A 16919-nucleotide genomic window follows, 5' to 3' on the forward strand; every position below is an offset into this window, starting at 1 on the left:
CCACAGTCGTTGTCCTGCCCGGATTCATTCGGCAAAGTGCGCCGAGATCAGGTTGCGCAGCCAGACATTGCCCTCGTCCTGATTGTAGCGGCGATGCCAGAACATGTTGGTCTGCAGCGCCGGCAGGCGCAGCGGCGGTTTGATGTAACGCAGTCCGAAGGGCGCGGCAGCACTCTCGGCGAGCTTGCGCGGCACCGTCACCACCAGCGCCGTGGTGCTGACGATGTAAGGAACCGCCGTGAAATGCGGCACCCGGAAGCGCACGCTGGGCAGCACGCCGGCCTTCTCCAGATTCTGGTTGATGCGATCATAAGGACTCTCCAGCGAAGACACCATCAGGTGCTCGGCTGCCAGGAATTCCTTCAGGCTGACTTCGCCGCGCTTGTCCAGCGCATGGCCGATACGGAACATGCTCACGTATTCCTGGCGGAACAATCGCCGCTGGTACAGCGCCTCCGACAGATTGTCGAACGCGCCGATGGCCAGGTCCACCCGGCCCGCTTCCATTTCACTCTTCAGGTCGATCGCCCCGGCACGCACGGTCGACAGGCTCACGCCCGGCGCGACCTCGGCACAGGCTTCGATCAGGCGCGGCATGAAATACACCTCACCCACATCGGTCATGGCAATCGTGAAGCGGCGCTCGCTGGTCTGCGGCGCAAAGCCTTCCTGCAGGTTGAGAGCACGGGCTACCTGCTGCAGCGCCGCAGCCACCGGCTCGGCCAGCTGTTCGGCAAAGGGCGTGGGCTGCATCCCTTGCGCCGTACGCACGAACAGCTCATCGCCGAAGCTGCGCCGCAACCGCGCCAGCGCGTTGGACACCGCCGGCTGCGACAGCCCCAGCCGACGGGCGACCGAGGAGATCTGGCGTTCCTGGAAGACTTCCTGAAATACCACCAGCAGATTGAGATCGATGTCGCGCGGTTCGATGAGGGCCATGGTCAGCTCGGCAGTACGGCAAACGCGTGCACTGCAATATTCATGAAATGAATGGATCGTATTTTCGTATTTATATCGTAAAAGAAGGGCGATTGCACTACAGTGACGGCGCGACAACACCATCAAGAGCCGCGCAGCAGCGTCTGCGCACACGGCCATGCAATCTGCCATTGTCGGCCGCATCGGCCCATGGATGGCAGGCAACACAACTAAAAAAACGTAAAGACAGACGAGGAGCACGACAATGAGTATCCACGCAAGTGGCGCTCTCCCCACGGTCCATGTGGACCAGGTGGTGGAGCAGGGCCGGTTCGGCACTTTTCAATTCGGCCTGCTGCTGCTGTGCGGCCTGTGCCTCATCATCGATGGTTTCGACGTGCAGGCCATGGGCTATGTGGCCCCGGCCATCATCGCCGACTGGGGCGTGAGCAAGGCCAGCCTGGGACCGGTATTCGGTGCCGGCCTGTTCGGCATGCTGCTGGGCTCGCTGGTGCTTACCCCGGTGGGTGACCGCTACGGCCGCCGTCCGGTCCTGATCGCCTCGACCCTGTTCTTTGCGGTCTGCATGCTGGTGACGCCGCTGGTCACCACCATCGATCAGTTGCTGATCGTGCGTTTCATCACCGGCTTCGGCCTGGGCAGCATCATGCCCAATGCGATGGCGCTGGTCGGTGAATACAGCCCCTCGTCCTCCCGCGTGACCCGCATGATGCTGGTCTCCTGCGGCTTTACGGTGGGCGCTGCGGCCGGCGGATTCGTGAGCGCAGCGCTGATCCCGGCGCACGGCTGGCATGCAGTGTTCTGGGTGGGCGGTGCAGTGCCGCTGGTGCTGGGCCTGGCGATGCTGGTCTGGCTGCCGGAATCGATACAGTTCCTGGTGCTGCACCGTCGTGCGCGCAGCCAGGTGGCGCGCTGGCTGCGCAAGCTCGATCCCGCCATCCGCATCGATGACAGCACCGAGGTCGTGGTCAAGGAAAGCAAGGCCGAAGGCATGCCGGTAGCCGCCCTGTTCCGCGATGGCCGCGCCGGTGTCACCGTGCTGCTGTGGCTGATCAGCTTCATGAACCTGATCAACCTGTACTTCCTCTCCAATTGGCTGCCCACGCTCATTCGTGACGCCGGCTATTCCACCAGCATGGCCGTGCTGATCGGTACCTCGCTGCAAGTGGGCGGCGTGGTCGGTACGCTGACCTTGGGCCGCTTCATCAACCGCTTCGGCTTCACCCGCGTACTGGGCAGCTGCTTCCTGCTTGCCTGCGTGTCCATTGCGCTGATCGGCAAGGTGGCGGCCATGCCGGTGCTGCTGTTCCTGGCGGTGATCGTGGCGGGCTTCTGCATCGTGGGTGGACAACCGGCCGTCAATGCACTGGCCGGTACCTTCTACCCGACCACGCTGCGTTCCACCGGCATCGGCTGGGCGCTGGGCATCGGCCGCATCGGCTCGGTGGTCGGGCCGGTCATCGGCGGCCAACTGATCGCGCTGCAGTGGAGCAATGGTTCGCTGTTCATCGCAGCGGCGGTGCCGGCGCTGATTTCGGCGCTGACCATCGCGCGCCTGCATCGTACTTCCCGAGGAGTGTCCGCATGAATACCGTCACCGATTCTTCCGTCAGCCATCACGTGCATACGCGCGGCTACCAGTCCGGCTTCGGCAATGAGTTCGCCACCGAGGCCCTGCCGGGTGCGCTTCCCGCGCACCAGAATTCGCCGCAGCGTGCGCCCTATGGCCTGTATGCCGAGCAGATTTCCGGTACCGCTTTCACCGCGCCGCGCGGTCACAACCGTCGCTCGTGGCTCTATCGCATCCGTCCGGCAGCAGTGCATCATCCGTTCGAGCCAATGGAACGCGGCCTGCTGGTGAGTCACTTCGACGACGTCGCAGCGCCGCCCAACCAGTTGCGCTGGGACCCGCTACCCATGCCGAGCGTGCCCACCGATTTCATCGAAGGGATGGTCACGATGGCCGGCAACGGCTCGCCGCAAGCCCAGAGCGGTTGCGCCATTCACTTGTATGCCGCCAATTGCTCGATGACCGATCGCTTCTTCTATTCGGCCGATGGCGAACTGCTGATCGTGCCGCAGCTGGGCCGCCTGCAATTGCGTACCGAGCTGGGCGTGATCGATATCGAGCCGCAGGAGATCGCCGTCATTCCGCGTGGCGTGCGCTTCCAGGTGCGCCTGCCGGATGGCGAGGCACGCGGCTACATCTGCGAGAATTTCGGCGCGCTGCTGCGCCTGCCTGATCTCGGTCCGCTGGGTTCCAACGGACTGGCCAATCCGCGCGATTTCGCCACGCCGCACGCCTGGTACGAAGACCGCGAGGGCGACTTCCAGCTCATCGCCAAATTCGGCGGCAATCTGTGGCAGGCGAAGATCGGCCATTCGCCGCTGGATGTGGTGGCCTGGCATGGCAACTATGTTCCCTACAAGTACGACCTGCGCCACTTCAACACCATCGGTTCGATCAGCTACGACCATCCCGATCCCTCGATCTTCCTGGTGCTGCAGTCGCAGAGCGATACGCCCGGCGTGGATACGATCGACTTCGTGATCTTCCCGCCGCGCTGGCTGGCTGCTGAAAATACCTTCCGTCCGCCCTGGTTCCACCGCAACGTGGCCAGCGAATACATGGGCCTGATCACCGGCCAGTACGATGCCAAGGAAGGCGGCGGCTTTGTGCCCGGCGGCGGCAGCCTGCATAATTGCATGAGCGGTCACGGACCGGACGCGGCCACCTTCGAGAAAGCCAGCCGCATCGATACCAGCACCCCGAACAAGGTCGACCACACCATGGCCTTCATGTTCGAGACCCGCAACATCCTTTGCCCGACCCGTCACGCCCTGTCCGCGCCGACCTTGCAGCGCGATTACCAGGACTGCTGGCTGGGCATCCAGAAGAACTTCAACCCGGAGCGCGCATGAGCCTGCCTAGCCTGACACTGAACGAAACCCATGACACCTCGCTGCGTAGCTGGGTCCAGAGCGCAAATGCAGAAAACTGCAGCTTCCCGATCCAGAACCTGCCTTACGGCGTGTTTCGCCGCAGCGGCAGTGAAGAAGCGTACCGCGCGGGCGTTGCCATCGGCGACCAGATTCTGGACCTGCCGGCCGCCCAGTCAGCCGGCGCCTTCTCGGGCTTCGATGAAGCCACGCGCACGGCGGCGCACGCGGCCTGCAGCGGCAGCAGCCTCAATGCCTTGATGGCGCTCACGCCGGCTGCCTGGTCGGCACTGCGCCTGGCATTGTCGCGTCTGCTGCGCAGCGGTTCGGCGCATCAGTCCGAACTGGCCGCCTGCCTGGTTCCGCAAGCCCAGGCCGAATACGATGTACCGGCCGTGATCGGCGACTACACCGATTTCTACACATCGATCCACCACGCCACCACGATAGGCAAGCTGTTCCGTCCGGACAATCCGCTGCTGCCCAACTACAAATGGGTGCCCATCGGTTATCACGGCCGTGCTTCTTCCATTGGGATATCGGGCCAGCAGTTCCGCCGTCCGGTGGGCCAGACCAAGGCCCCCGATGCAGACCTGCCCACTTTCGGTCCCTGCAAGCGGCTGGATTACGAACTGGAACTGGGCATCTTCATCGGCGGCGGCAATGCCCTGGGCGAGCCGGTCCCGATGGCGCAGGCCGAGGACAAGGTGTTTGGACTTTGTCTCCTGAACGACTGGTCCGCACGCGATGTGCAGGCCTGGGAATACCAGCCGCTGGGCCCCTTCCTGTCGAAGAGCTTTGCTTCCACCATCTCGCCCTGGATCGTCACGCTGGAAGCACTGGCGCCGTATCGTTGCGGATGGACGCGCCCGGCGGACGACCCGCAACCGCTGCCTTACCTGGATGCGCCGACCCTGCGCGAGAGCGGTGCTGTTGACATCGAACTGGAAGTGCTGATCCAGACCGCTGCCATGCGTGAAGCGGGCAGTGCGCCGCAGCGGCTCTCGCTGGGCAACTATCGGGATGCCTACTGGACCGTGGCGCAGCTGGTCACGCACCATACCGTCAATGGCTGCAACTTGCGTCCGGGCGATTTCTTCGGGTCGGGGACCTTGTCGGGTCCGGCACCGGACCAGGCCGGTTCGCTGCTGGAACTGAGCGGTGGCGGCAAGACCCCGCTGACCCTGGCCAATGGCGAGAAGCGCGTCTTCCTGGAAGATGGCGATACGATCATCCTGCGCGCAGTGGCTCGTCGCGATGGCTTGCCCAATATCGGTTTCGGTGAAGCGGCCGGCACTGTATTGCCTGCCCGCAGCCTGGCCTGATCCGATTGTCTTTCCTGAAGGGAGCAAGCGCATGACTACCCTCTACAGCTATTTCCGCAGCTCGGCCTCCTATCGCGTGCGCATCGCCCTGAACATCAAAGGCGTGGCTTACGAAACGGCGGCCGTGCATTTGTTGAATCAGGGCGGCGAGCAATTGCTGCCCGCCTTCACGCAGTTGAATCCGCATGCGCTGGTCCCGGTACTGGCCGACCAGGGCAAGCTGCTCACGCAATCGATGGCGATGCTGGAGTATCTGGAAGAGCGCTATCCGACGCCCTCCCTGTTGCCGGGCGATGCCTTTGCGCGAGCGCATATCCGCGAACTGTCGCTGGCCATCGCCTGTGAAATCCATCCGCTGAACAACCTGCGCGTGCTGCGTTATCTCAAGCACGCGCTGGCGGTGGATGAGGCGCAGAAGACGGCCTGGATCCAGCACTGGATCAAGCTCGGTTTCACCGCGCTGGAACAGCAATTGGCGGCCGATGCCACGCGTGGCCACTTCTGCGTAGGCGATGCACCGACCATGGCCGATTGCTTCCTGATTCCGCAGATCTTCAATGCGCGCCGTTTCGAAGTGGACATGGCGCCTTACCCGACGCTGTGCGCCATCGAGGCCGCCTGCAATGCGCTGCCCGCTTTCGAGCAGGCGCATCCGGCGCAACAGCCCGACGCCGCGTAAGCGATCAGCCCGGGCTGCGGCGCGGTACCAGCAGGTTGCCGGTCATGATGAGCACGGCTTCGTCGTGCTGGTTGTAAGTCGTCACGCGATGGTTGAGGAATCCCTGCTGCGGCTTGGATTGCGAAGTCTTGATGCCCAGCACTTCGGCTTCCAGGCGCAGCACATCGCCGGGACGGGTCGGACGCGGCCAGCGGAATTCATCGAAGCCGGCACCGATGATGCCGCCCTGGATGTGCAGGGTATCGACCAGCAGGCGCATGGTCAGCGCGGCGGTATGCCAGCCGCTGGCGGCCAGGCCACGGAAGAAGGTCTGCTGTGCAGCAGCGTCGTCGAGGTGGAAGGGCTGGGGATCGTACTGTTGGGCGAACTGCTTGATCTCTTCGGCGCTTACGGTGAGCGTGCCCGGCGAGCGAAATACCTGGCCCGGCTGGAAGTCATCGAGATAGTTGAGGGTGGTCACTGAGTCTCCATTCCTGGTATGCACGCTGTAACGTGCTTGTTGTCGTCATGGGGCAGGTAGCCAGTATAACGATACCGCGCTGCTTATGGACGGGCGGCCAGCCAGGTAGTGATTTGCTGGTGCTGATGCATCCTGCGGAAGGTCTGTGGCGAACGCCAAGCGATCAGTTGACCGATCAATTGATACTCGGCCTCCAGCGTACGGTGGAATATCGGCTCGTGATGGGCGATGCGGTTGCGCAATTGTCGGATCGTTTCAAGTGCGTCATGGATGGCCTTGCGATGTTGTGCCACGGAGCGGCGCGGATCGAGATATGGGAAGACGCGCCGCAGGTGAGGATTCCATAGTCGTCCATCATGCCTTGCGGCGAACATGCGCTGCCAGAAGACGAACTTGAGTTCCGCAATCACTTTGCCCGTCTGCCCGATCGGTAGTCCTGCCCGGGCCTTGGCCAAATCATGGCGCGCACCATACGCGATCGAACTGGCCGGCAAGCTTTGTTCAAAGGCGGAGGCCCATGGCCACGCAGCACCGTATTTGGCAGCAAGGGCGTCGTCCACCGCATTGCGCAGCACGACTTCACACAAGTGCAGGGGTGTCAGGAAGGCAGCGGAGACCTGCGCGTTCCACAGGTAGAGATTGAGTGCGGCAGGGTCGTCGGGGCCGTGGCAGTGGGTGGCCGCCGCGTAGGTCGAGATGCGCGCGGGCGAGAGTGCCCGGTGGATTTCCGCTATCTGTGCCTGAATTGACATTGCACCCGTTAACCCCTATAGTCGCCACGCGAGCCACGGGATCTGTTAGCGCAAGCTTCCCCCCGAGGACACACGAGAGTTTAACGACGAACCCCGCTTGCAGCGGGGTTTTTCCATTGGGCTTCGGATAAAGCGGAGCAACCTGGGATTTATTCGATGCAGCGGTGACGCGCAACCCGGTGTCACCGCTTCCTCTGCCACGCCATTCGGCACGGCCGTTCTCATCACGACGACTTGGACAACTTCGCCAGCTGCTGGGTCAGATAGCTCTGCCGCGACTGCATCGTCGCCAGCGTGACGTTGAGCCGGTTGAACTGGTTGGTGTAGTTGTCCTTCAGGGTTTGCAGCCGATCATTGGCCGCGGTCTGCTGGTCGGTCACGGTCTTGAGGCTGTCCTGCAGGCCCTTGGTCTTGGTGGCCAGCGTGCCGCTGTCGCCCAGGATGCTGTCCATCAGCTTCTGCAGCTTGGGCACGACGCCGGAGGTCCCGGTGAAGAGCTTGGCGACCGCGTCGAAATCCTTGTTGCCGGCCGTCGTCAGCTTGGCCGCATCCAGCGCCAGCGTGCCATCCTTCTGGAACGAGATCCCCACCTGCGACAGGTTCATACCGCCATCGTCGCCCAGTGCGCCCAGCATGGTGCCGCGGATCTGCGTCATCATGTTCAGCACGGAAGATTCCGCTGCCAGCGGCGAGCCGGTGCTGGCCTGGCCCTTGGTGGTGGACGGGGTCTGCTTGGTGAGGTTGGTCACGGCCTTGGCCAGGTTGTTGTAGGCCGTCACGAAACTGTTGGCCGCCGTCGACAGGCCGCTGGTGTCATTGGCGACGGACAGCGAGAAATTGTCCGCCGCCGTCGTCACCTTCGCCAGGTTCAGCGTCACGCCCGAAATCGCATTGCTGACCTTGTTGGTGGTGCTGGTCACCGCCACGCCATCGATGGTCAGCTTGGCATCCTGCGCCTTGGCCAATTGCCCCATGCTGCTGCCGGACAGGTTGGCATAGTCATTGCTGCCGACCAGCTTGATCGGATCCGTGCCGGCCGGCGTGAGCACCAGATGGTCATTGCTGCCGTCGTTGCTGATGCTGGCGGTCACGCCGGTATTGGCATCGTTGATGGCTTTCATCACGTCGTTCAGGCCGATGGCACCGCTGTTGTCGAGATCGGTCGGGGTGATGGTGAAGGACTTGCTGCCGACCTGCAGCGCCAGGCTGCCGCTGCTGTAAGTCTGGTTGGTCGCTACGCCCGTGGTGGTGACGGTGCCGCTGGGATCGAAGTTGAACACCGCAAAATTGCCGGTGCCGCTGACCCGCAGGCTGTTGGCCGCGCCGCTGTCCTTGGCGGTGAGCACCAGGTGATCGTTGGTGCCGTCGCTGACGATGGCCGCATTGACGCCCGCATCGCTGGCGTTGATGGCATCGCGCACACCGGCCAGGGTATTGGTCTTGGGCTGGATCAGCGTGGTCGAGCCATTGCCGGTCTTGATGGCCAGCACGCCATTGTCGAAGGTGGTGCCGGGCACGATGCCGGCCGAGCTGACCTTGACCGCCTGCGCCAGCTGGCTCACGCCGATGCTGTACTTGCCGGCGGCGGCCTTGGTGGCATCGCGCGGGGCCTGGATCTGCGTCACCGAGCCCGACACGCTGGGGTCATAGCTCAGCCCGGACAGCGAATTGTTGGCCGTGACCTTGATGGTGTTGGCCGTGCCGCCGGTATTGGATTCCAGGACCAGATGGTCGCCGCTGCCATCGGTGACGATGGAGGCCGTCACCCCGGCCTTGGAGGCATTGATGGTGTCGCGCAGACCCGCCAGGGTGGCATTGGCCTGCAGCGTGATGAAGGTGGGCGAGTTGGTGCCGATCTTGATGGCGATCGAGTCGCCGGCATTGAAGGTGGTGCCGCTGGCATAGCCACCGGATTTCAACTTCTGTGCCAGGACCTTGGTCGAGTCGTCACTGTTGGCCTCTGCCGTGAACGGATCGGTGGTCAGGCTGGTGCCGGTGCCGGCATTGGACACGGTGGTCTTCTGCGCACTGAAGCTGGCGGCCGTCATGACCTTCAGGGCGCTTTGATAGCTGGTCAGCGCATTCTTCAGCGAGCCATACGCGGAAATGAGCGTATTGAAGCCGCTTTCCTTGGTCTTCAGCGGTGTGAGCTTGGACTTGCTCTCGACCGCGATGAGCTGGTTGACCAGCGTCGAAACGTCAAGCGGACCGGCCGATGTCGAGATCGTCCCCGTGGAAGTTGCCATGTTGACCCCTAAGCAAACGTGATGTTCTTGTAATTTGAGAAACTGACCCTTCGTCAGCGCACCCGAAGGTTAACGGCACGTCTTTACAAAAGTAAAGGGGAGTTTGCTGACCAATAGTCGTGTTTTTCTGGGGAATTTGTGGAGATTGGATGGAGATGCCGCAATCCGGCCATCGCAGAGGGCATAAATGTAAAGATGAGGCCGAGGGCTTGCCGCGCTGGAAAAGGCTTGCTGTGCGGAAATTGACAGGGGGGTGTGCAAAAACGATCAGGAGGGTTCGCGATCGTCTGTACAGAAAAAAGGGCAGGAAAAAGGCGAGGATAAAGGCCAGCAAAACGTACCGAAAAACGGTGCAGACAGCGCAGCCGCCACATGCAGGGCGTGCCAGGCTGCCACCGCACGGTACCGGCCGGCGGTGGCCAGCCCACGGGGCTCAGGTCTGGATGAATTTTTCCAGCGGATAGTGATGCTTGATGAAGGGCGACTTGATGACGATGTAGCTGAAATACTTCTCGATGCGCAGGTTCTGTTCCAGCAGCGATTCGATCACGCTCTGGTAATGCACCACGCTGCGGGTCATGAACTTGAGCAGGTAGTCATAGCCACCGCTGACCAGATGGCATTCGATGATTTCATCGACGTTGCGGATGGTGGCTTCGAACTTGGCGAAGTCTTCGCGCCGATGGTCCGACAGCGTCACCTCGGTGAACACGATCTGGACGTCGGCCAGTTTCTCCAGACGGATATACGCGCCATAGCCGCTGATGTAGCCGGCCTTCTCCAGGCGCTTGACGCGGATCAGGCAGGGACTGGGCGAGAGGCCGACGGCGTCGGCCAGGATTACATTGGTAATGCGGCTATTCTGCTGCAGGTGACACAAAATCCTCAGATCGATCCGGTCCAGTTTCAACGCGCCGTTAGTCATCATGTTGCCTCGGGTTATTCGACTCAGCCTGCCGGTTTGCCTCGCGTATCGCACGCAGCGCAATCCGGCAGGATGTAGCAGGGCATTTTAACCCCTCCGGCGGCGATTTCCCCATCGTGCCGGAGGCGATACTCGCATGGGCCGGCTCAGCGCACGGCCTGGCGCACCTCGGGTTGGGCCAGCACTTCATCGAGGATGGCACGCAGGCGCGCAAACATCAGCGCGAAATCCTCTTCCGTGTAGCACAGCGCGGGCGCAAAGCCGAGGATGTTGTCGCCGAAGGCGCGGAACACCAGGCCATGGCGATAGGCCACCTGGAAGATGCGATCGTGCAGCTTCAGCTCGGGTGCAAAGCGTGCCTTGGTCTGCTTGTCAGCCACCAGTTCCAGTGCGCCCAGCAGGCCACGGCTGCGCGCATCGCCCACCAGCGGATGATCGAGCAGGGCGCGCAGGCCACCGGAGAAGACCGGTTCCAGGCGTCGGCCGTTTTCCAGCAGGCCGCCTTCCTCATAGAGCCGCAGGACCTCCAGCGCCACCGCCGCACTGACCGGATGGGCCGAGTAGGTCTGGCCATGGCCGACCACGGTGCTCATCGGTGCGCCATCGGCAATGCCGTTGTAGACACGGTCCGACATCATCACCGCGCCCATCGGCGCATAGCCGGCGGTGAGGCCCTTGGCCATGGTCATCAGGTCGGGCTGCACGTCTTCGTCCAGGCAGGCGAACATCGGGCCGGTGCGGCCGAAGCCGGTGATGACCTCGTCCACCACGAACAGGATGTCCAGCTGGTTGCAGGCCAGCTGCATGGCCTTGAGCCAGCCCTTGGGCGGCACCACCACGCCACCGGAACCCTGGATCGGTTCGCAGAAGAAGGCGGCGACATTGTCCGCGCCCAGTTCGGCGACCTTGTCGCGCAGCGATTGCACCGAGGCCGCGATGATCGCTTCATCGCCCTGCAGCTCGCTGCGGTAGGGATAAGGCGAAGGCAGGTAATGCTGGGTCGGCAGCGGCAGGTTGAAGTTGTAATGGAAATTGGGCAGTGCAGTCAGGCCTGCGCCCACCGAGGACGAACCGTGATAGCCACGCTGCAGCGAGATGAAATGCTTTTTGCTCGGTTTGCCGATGGAGTTGTGATAGTGCGTGATGTAGCGAATGGCCGCATCCACCGCATCGGAACCGCCCAAGGTGAAATACACGTGCTTGAGCGACGCCGGGCTGATGTCCACCAGTTTCTTGGCCAGCAGGATGGCCGGTTCCGAGGCGAAGTGGAAATAGCCGGTGGCATACGGCAGGCGCTGCATCTGTTCGGTCGCGGCGCGGATCACGCTTTCCTGGCCATAGCCGGTATTGACGCACCACAGTCCCGAGAAGGCATCCAGCAACTGCTTGTCCTGGTGATCGGTCAGGTAGGCACCCTGGCCCGACTTGAGGATGATGGGTCCCAGTTCTTCATGCTCGCGGAAGCTGGCAACGGGGTGGATCAGGTGGCTGCGGTCGAGCGCGGCCAGAGCGGAAGTTTGCATAGAGGTGGACTCGCTGAAGATGCGTTGAACAAGGCCGTGCAGGCAAACGGCACAACCGGCATGTGTTCTATCCTATGCCCCCGGCCGCGCAGGCGATGCGCAAGATGCGGGGCTGAAAAAGCATGTTCATGGGTTTTGCGCGCTGCTGCGGCATTTTCTGCGGCAGCAGTGCGGACACGTCAGTCCAGCCTCAGCCCAGCGCCTGGTTGACGATGGAAAACAGCTGCATGCCCGCATCGCGTACCGGTGGTTCACCCTTGCACATGCGCGTGACATGGTCCACGCAGGTCAGGCCCAGCTTGTCGAACCAGGCCGGCAGGCCGCTCGATTCGAAGACGTCGATGCGGATGAAGGAATCCGAATAGGTATTGATCCAGTGTGCGATCAATCCCTTGGCGCGTTCCGCGTCGGGTGCCACCACCGGCCCGATCACGCGGCCATGGCCGAAGCGGCGCACCAGCGCAAAGCCCAGCATCTCGCCATCGCGGTCCAGTGCCACGCCTTCGGATATCTCCAGCAGGGCCAGCAGCAGCTTGCTGCGATCCATGCCGGTGGCCTGCGCATCCAGTTCCAGCAGGCGATGGACATCATTCTTGCCCATCGGCCGCACGCGCTCGCCCGGTGGCAGCGACACCAGCACCGGCTGCGCTGACGAGCCCTGGAACTGGTGCAGCACATCCTGCTGCACGAAACCCAATTGCTTGTAGAGCGGCATGCCGGCCGCCGTCGCGTTGACGATCAGGCTACGGCCATTGACCTCGCTGGCCGCATGCTGCATCAGCCGCCGTCCCAGGCCGCGCCGCTGCAACTCGGTCTGCACCAGCAGCATGCCGATGACGGCGTGGTGCTCGCCATAGGTGGTGCAGACCACGCTGCCGACGGTGCGCAGCGCCGCGTCCGAGGCGGTGTTTTCCAGCAAGTAGCCTTGCCCCATCTTCAGCAGGAAATTCCAGTCTTCCAGCCGGTGCGGCCACTTGAAGCGCAGCGACAGCCGGTGGCAGTGGCCCAGGTCATCCGTTGCAATCGGCCGCAAGAGCAGGTCGGGCAAGGGCTCGCGGGCGGTCTCGGGCTCGTGGGTGGACAGCGCGGGCATGGTGGCTCCTGTTGGTTTCAGTGAGAGGGGCAGCTAGGCAGGGGAGGACTCAGAGCTGGCCCTGGCAAACGTATTTGGTGTGCAGGTAATCATCCAGGCCATGCACCGAGCCTTCGCGGCCATAACCGGATTCCTTCACGCCGCCGAAGGGCGCCGCTTCCGCTGCCAGCGCACCTTCGTTGACGCCCACGATACCGCTTTCCAGCGCATCGGTGACGCGATGGATGCGGCGCACATCGGTCGAATAGAAATACGCCGCCAGGCCGAAGGGCGTGGCATTGGCGGCGGCGATCACTTCCTCTTCCGTCGAGAAGCGGGTAATTGGTGCCACCGGTCCGAAGGTCTCTTCGCAGCTGCATTGCATCTCGCCGGTGACGTTGGCCAGCACGGTCGGGGCATAGTAGTTGTCGCTTTCGAAGCCGGCGCCCTGCAGGCGCTTGCCGCCGGTGATCACGCGCGCACCGCGTTCGATGGCATCGCGCACGTGCTGGTCGATCTTGCCAATGGCGCGGGCGTTGATCATGGGGCCGATCTGCGAAGCCGGATCGGTGGCCGGGCCGACCTTCAGTGCCGCCACGCGCGCCCCGAGCTTGGCCACGAAGTTTTCATAGACCTTGTCTTGCACGTAGATGCGGTTGGGGCTCACGCAGGTCTGGCCGCCATTGCGGAACTTGGCGGCCATCACGCCATCGATGGCGGCATCGATATCGGCATCATCAAAGACGATGAAAGGCGCATTGCCGCCCAGTTCCAGCGAGAGCTTCTTCAAGGTATCGGCCGAATGGCGCGCCAGGTGCTTGCCCACGGCGGTCGAGCCGGTGAAGCTGATCTTGCGCACGCGGCCATCGGCCAGCCACACATCGACCACTTCCGGGGTACGTTCGCGCGAGGCCGTGACGATGTTGATGACCCCGGCCGGCACGCCCGCTTCCAGTGCCAGGCGGATCAGCGCCAGCGACGTCAGCGGCGTGTCCTCGGCCGGTTTGCACACCACGGTGCAGCCGGCGGCCAGGGCCGGGGCGATCTTGCGGGCGATCATCGCTGCCGGGAAATTCCACGGCGTGATGGCCGCCACGACACCCACCGGTTCCTTCAACGCCATCATGCGGCGGCCGGTGACCGGTGCCGGGATGATGTCGCCATTGGCGCGCGTGGCTTCTTCACCGAACCATTCCACATAGCTGGCGGCATAGGCCACTTCGCCCTTGGCTTCGGCCAGCGGCTTGCCCTGCTCGCGCGAGATCAGGCGGCCCAGGTCTTCCTGGTGCGCCAGCAGCAGATCGTTCCAGCGCTTGATGATGGTGGCGCGCTGCTTGGCCGGCGTGGCACGCCAGGCCGGGAAGGCGGCCACAGCCGCATCGACGGCAGCACGCGCGTCAGCGGCGGTACCGTCCGGCACGGTGGCAAACACCTGGCCAGTGGCCGGGTCAGTCACGTCCAGTACGCGGCCATCGGCCGCTGCGCGCCAGTCGGCGCCGATCAGTTGGGCGCCGGGCATCAGGTCCTGGCGATGCAGAGTCAGAGAGGTCATGGTGAGCATTCAGCAAAAGTTAATGCAACTATCAACGAGCATTCAATAAAAGTTAATGCAGCCAGCGGCGCATCATCAGGCCAGCTTGTCCTTGAGCTGGTAATACAGGCCGATCACCGGCAGGAACCACGGCGGCCCGAAGTGGCCGGGGATGGCCGGCCATTCGCGTTCGCGCCAGGGATTGGCCAGCGCGTCACCCGCCATCACCTGGGCCATGCACTGGCCCATGTGCACCGACATCTGCGTGCCGTGGCCGCTGTAACCCATGGAGTAATACAGTCCGTCGCGTTCGCCGGCCTGCGGCAGGCGGTCGCGTGTCATGTCGACCAGGCCGCCCCAGCAGTAGTCCAGGCGCACCTGGCCTAGCTGCGGGAAGGTCTCATGCAGGCCCTGACGCAGGATCTCGCCGCTGGCCGCATCGGACTGCGGACTGGAAATCGCAAAGCGCGCCCGTCCGCCAAAGACCAGGCGGGTATCGGGCGTCATGCGGAAATAGTGATGGATGTTGGCCACCGTGGTGTAGGTGCGCTGCCTGGCCAGCATCGCGGCAGCGCGCTCGGCGCCCAGCGGTTCGGTCACCACGATGAAACTGCCGATGGGCACGATGCGCCGGCGCAGCCAGCCGAAGCTGCCATAGGCACCGTGACGGCTGGCTCCGGTGGCCAGCAGCACCTGCTTGGCCGTGATGGTGCCGCGCGCGGTGTGGACGCGATGCGCGTGGGTGTTGCCGATGCGTTCCAGGCGTCGCACTTCGGTACCGGTATGGATGGCCGCGCCGTGACGTTCTGCCGCCGTGGCCAGGCCCCAGGCGAAGCGGCCCATGTGCATCTGGCCGCTGCGCTTGTACAGCAGGCCGCCGTGGAAGCGCTCGCTTTGCACCTCGGCACGCACGCGGGCGGCATCGAGGATCTCCACATCGCTGTCCACGCCATCGGCGATGAGACGGTCGGCGCTGCGCTGCAGGGCGTCCATCTGATACGGTTTGGTGGCCATCTTGAGCTTGCCGTGGCGCAGGAAATCGCAGGCGATCTGCTCCTGCTCCACCAGCCGTGCCACCGTATCGACCGCATCGTCATAGGCGTGATACCAGGCGCGGGCACGCTCCACGCCGACCTTGGCGGCGACCTCGGCATAGTCCACCGCGAGGCCGTTGTTGACGTGGCCGCCGTTGCGGCCCGAGGCTTCCGCTGCCACATGGGGGCCGGCTTCCAGCACCACCACCGAGGCCCCGCGTTTGGCGAAAGCCAGTGCCGCCGACAAGCCGGTGAAGCCGCCGCCGACGATGGCCACGTCAACCTGCGTGGGCAGCTCGCGCGTGGGGGAGATGAACTGCGGGGCAGAATCGGTCCAGTAGGATTCCAGCTTCATGGTCGGGGCTTCAGGCAGGTGAATGGGGAAAGGTGAGGCGGCAGACGCACTGCGCCACGTCATCAAGGATAGAACGCATAAGCCAGCGCCGTGACGCGAACTGCCCGCCGCCAGCGGCATGGCATGCCGTTGTGGCGGGGCGGTTCGGCATTTTGTTTGCCATGCGGCATCTCCGGATGAAGTGGCGTGGAGGTATCAGTAACCGCGCTGGCGGTCGATCAGGCCCAGCAGCGGCAAGCCCTCGCGATGGCGGCGCAGGTTTTCCAGCACCGCATCGACCGCACCATCGGGCTGGGTCATGCTGGCGATGTGCGGCGTGAGCACGATGTCGGGATGGGTCCAGAAGGGATGGCCCTGCGGCAAGGGTTCGGTCTCGCACACGTCCAGTACGGCGGCGCTCAACTGGCCGTCATTCAAGGCGGCCAGCAGGTCGTCTTCCACCAGATGGCCACCGCGTCCGACGTTGACCAGCGCAGCACCGCGCGGCAATTGCGCAAACAGCTCGCGGTTGAGCAGGCCGCGCGTATCGTCGGTCAGCGGCACCAGGCACACCAGCACATCGGTACGCGCCAGGAAGTGGCGCAGGCCATCGCTGCCGCTGTAGCAATCGATACCGTCCATCTGGTGCGCCGAACGGCTCCATCCTGCGCAGGGGAAACCCAGTCCGTGCAACTGCTGCAGCACGGCGCGCCCCAGCATGCCCAGTCCCAGCACGCCGACGCGGCAAGCCGAGGCCGGGCGCACGCGATGGGCGCGCCACACCTGTTCCCGCTGCTGTCGCGCATACACGCGGCTGTCACGATGCAGGCCCAGCACCGCGTGCGTCACGTACTGCACCATGCCGGCGGCGATGCCGGGTTCGGTCATGCGCACCACCGGCAGGTCCGGGGGCAGGGTGGACATGTCGAACTGGTCGATGCCGGCCCCGACCGAGAACAGGATTTCCAGATGGGGGAAGCGCTGGGCGATATCCTCCGGCGGCGTCCAGGCGGCCAGATAGCGCACGCTGCTGCCATCGCCTTCATGCGGCCAGATATGGAAGGGCAGCTCGGGGGCCTTCTCGGCAAACAGTTGCGCCCATTCGGCACCGCGGACCGGATCGGCCTTGTAGAGAAAAGTCATGGTGGTTTCGTGCGGG

The 16919-nt window shown here is 63.7% G+C and carries 14 protein-coding genes; 4 read left to right on the forward strand and 10 right to left on the reverse strand.

Annotated features, from left to right (window positions below; genetic code table 11):
- Window positions 1-24: 24 nt before the first annotated feature.
- Entirely contained in the window at window positions 25-939 is a 915-nt protein-coding gene (locus JOD78_RS13235) for a LysR substrate-binding domain-containing protein (protein WP_121044179.1), read from the reverse strand.
- A gap of 244 nt (window positions 940-1183) precedes the next feature.
- On the opposite strand from JOD78_RS13235, the gene JOD78_RS13240 reads away from it, so the two are divergent.
- Genes JOD78_RS13240 through maiA form a run of 4 tightly spaced genes read left to right on the forward strand, consistent with a single transcriptional unit; the run spans window position 1184 to window position 5883 of the window.
- A complete protein-coding gene (locus tag JOD78_RS13240; RefSeq protein WP_209567775.1) occupies window positions 1184-2527 on the forward strand; it encodes an MFS transporter in 1344 nt (447 codons plus the stop codon).
- Window positions 2524-3861 (forward strand): homogentisate 1,2-dioxygenase, encoded by a 1338-nt coding sequence (gene hmgA, locus JOD78_RS13245; RefSeq protein WP_209567773.1) that lies wholly within the window; start codon window positions 2524-2526, stop codon window positions 3859-3861. Before JOD78_RS13240 ends, hmgA begins: the two co-directional genes overlap by 4 nt.
- Window positions 3858-5204 (forward strand): fumarylacetoacetase, encoded by a 1347-nt coding sequence (gene fahA, locus JOD78_RS13250; RefSeq protein ID WP_209567770.1) that lies wholly within the window; start codon window positions 3858-3860, stop codon window positions 5202-5204. Before hmgA ends, fahA begins: the two co-directional genes overlap by 4 nt.
- A gap of 31 nt (window positions 5205-5235) precedes the next feature.
- Complete coding sequence (gene maiA, locus JOD78_RS13255) at window positions 5236-5883, forward strand: maleylacetoacetate isomerase (protein WP_121044168.1); 648 nt, start codon at window positions 5236-5238, stop codon at window positions 5881-5883.
- A gap of 4 nt (window positions 5884-5887) precedes the next feature.
- Here maiA and JOD78_RS13260 read toward each other — a convergent pair whose 3' ends face one another.
- From JOD78_RS13260 to JOD78_RS13300, 9 genes are all read right to left on the reverse strand, one after another.
- The gene (locus tag JOD78_RS13260; RefSeq protein ID WP_134137161.1) at window positions 5888-6343 is read right to left on the reverse strand and encodes a MaoC family dehydratase; all 456 of its coding nucleotides are present in this window, start codon (window positions 6341-6343) and stop codon (window positions 5888-5890) included.
- Between the two features lie 83 nt (window positions 6344-6426).
- Window positions 6427-7095, reverse strand: a complete 669-nt coding sequence (locus JOD78_RS28000) for a hypothetical protein (protein WP_245202103.1) — start codon at window positions 7093-7095, stop codon at window positions 6427-6429.
- 224 nt (window positions 7096-7319) lie between these two features.
- Complete coding sequence (gene fliD, locus JOD78_RS13270; RefSeq protein ID WP_209567768.1) at window positions 7320-9341, reverse strand: flagellar filament capping protein FliD; 2022 nt, start codon at window positions 9339-9341, stop codon at window positions 7320-7322.
- A gap of 433 nt (window positions 9342-9774) precedes the next feature.
- Entirely contained in the window at window positions 9775-10269 is a 495-nt protein-coding gene (locus JOD78_RS13275) for an Lrp/AsnC family transcriptional regulator (protein ID WP_081486017.1), read from the reverse strand.
- A 143-nt stretch (window positions 10270-10412) separates the two neighbouring features.
- Window positions 10413-11789, reverse strand: a complete 1377-nt coding sequence (locus JOD78_RS13280; RefSeq protein WP_121044159.1) for an aspartate aminotransferase family protein — start codon at window positions 11787-11789, stop codon at window positions 10413-10415.
- Between the two features lie 190 nt (window positions 11790-11979).
- Window positions 11980-12882 carry a GNAT family N-acetyltransferase gene (locus tag JOD78_RS13285; RefSeq protein ID WP_209567766.1) on the reverse strand — a complete coding sequence of 301 codons (903 nt, stop codon included), beginning with the start codon at window positions 12880-12882 and terminating at the stop codon, window positions 11980-11982.
- A 49-nt stretch (window positions 12883-12931) separates the two neighbouring features.
- On the reverse strand, window positions 12932-14413 hold the full coding sequence (locus tag JOD78_RS13290) for an NAD-dependent succinate-semialdehyde dehydrogenase (RefSeq protein ID WP_280920985.1): 1482 nt from the start codon (window positions 14411-14413) through the stop codon (window positions 12932-12934).
- 75 nt (window positions 14414-14488) lie between these two features.
- Complete coding sequence (locus JOD78_RS13295) at window positions 14489-15781, reverse strand: FAD-binding oxidoreductase (protein ID WP_209567764.1); 1293 nt, start codon at window positions 15779-15781, stop codon at window positions 14489-14491.
- 195 nt (window positions 15782-15976) lie between these two features.
- Entirely contained in the window at window positions 15977-16903 is a 927-nt protein-coding gene (locus JOD78_RS13300) for a glyoxylate/hydroxypyruvate reductase A (protein WP_209567762.1), read from the reverse strand.
- Window positions 16904-16919 lie beyond the last annotated feature (16 nt).

This window comes from Herbaspirillum sp. 1130 (assembly GCF_017833835.1).
In the GTDB taxonomy this organism is placed as follows: domain Bacteria; phylum Pseudomonadota; class Gammaproteobacteria; order Burkholderiales; family Burkholderiaceae_D; genus Herbaspirillum; species Herbaspirillum huttiense.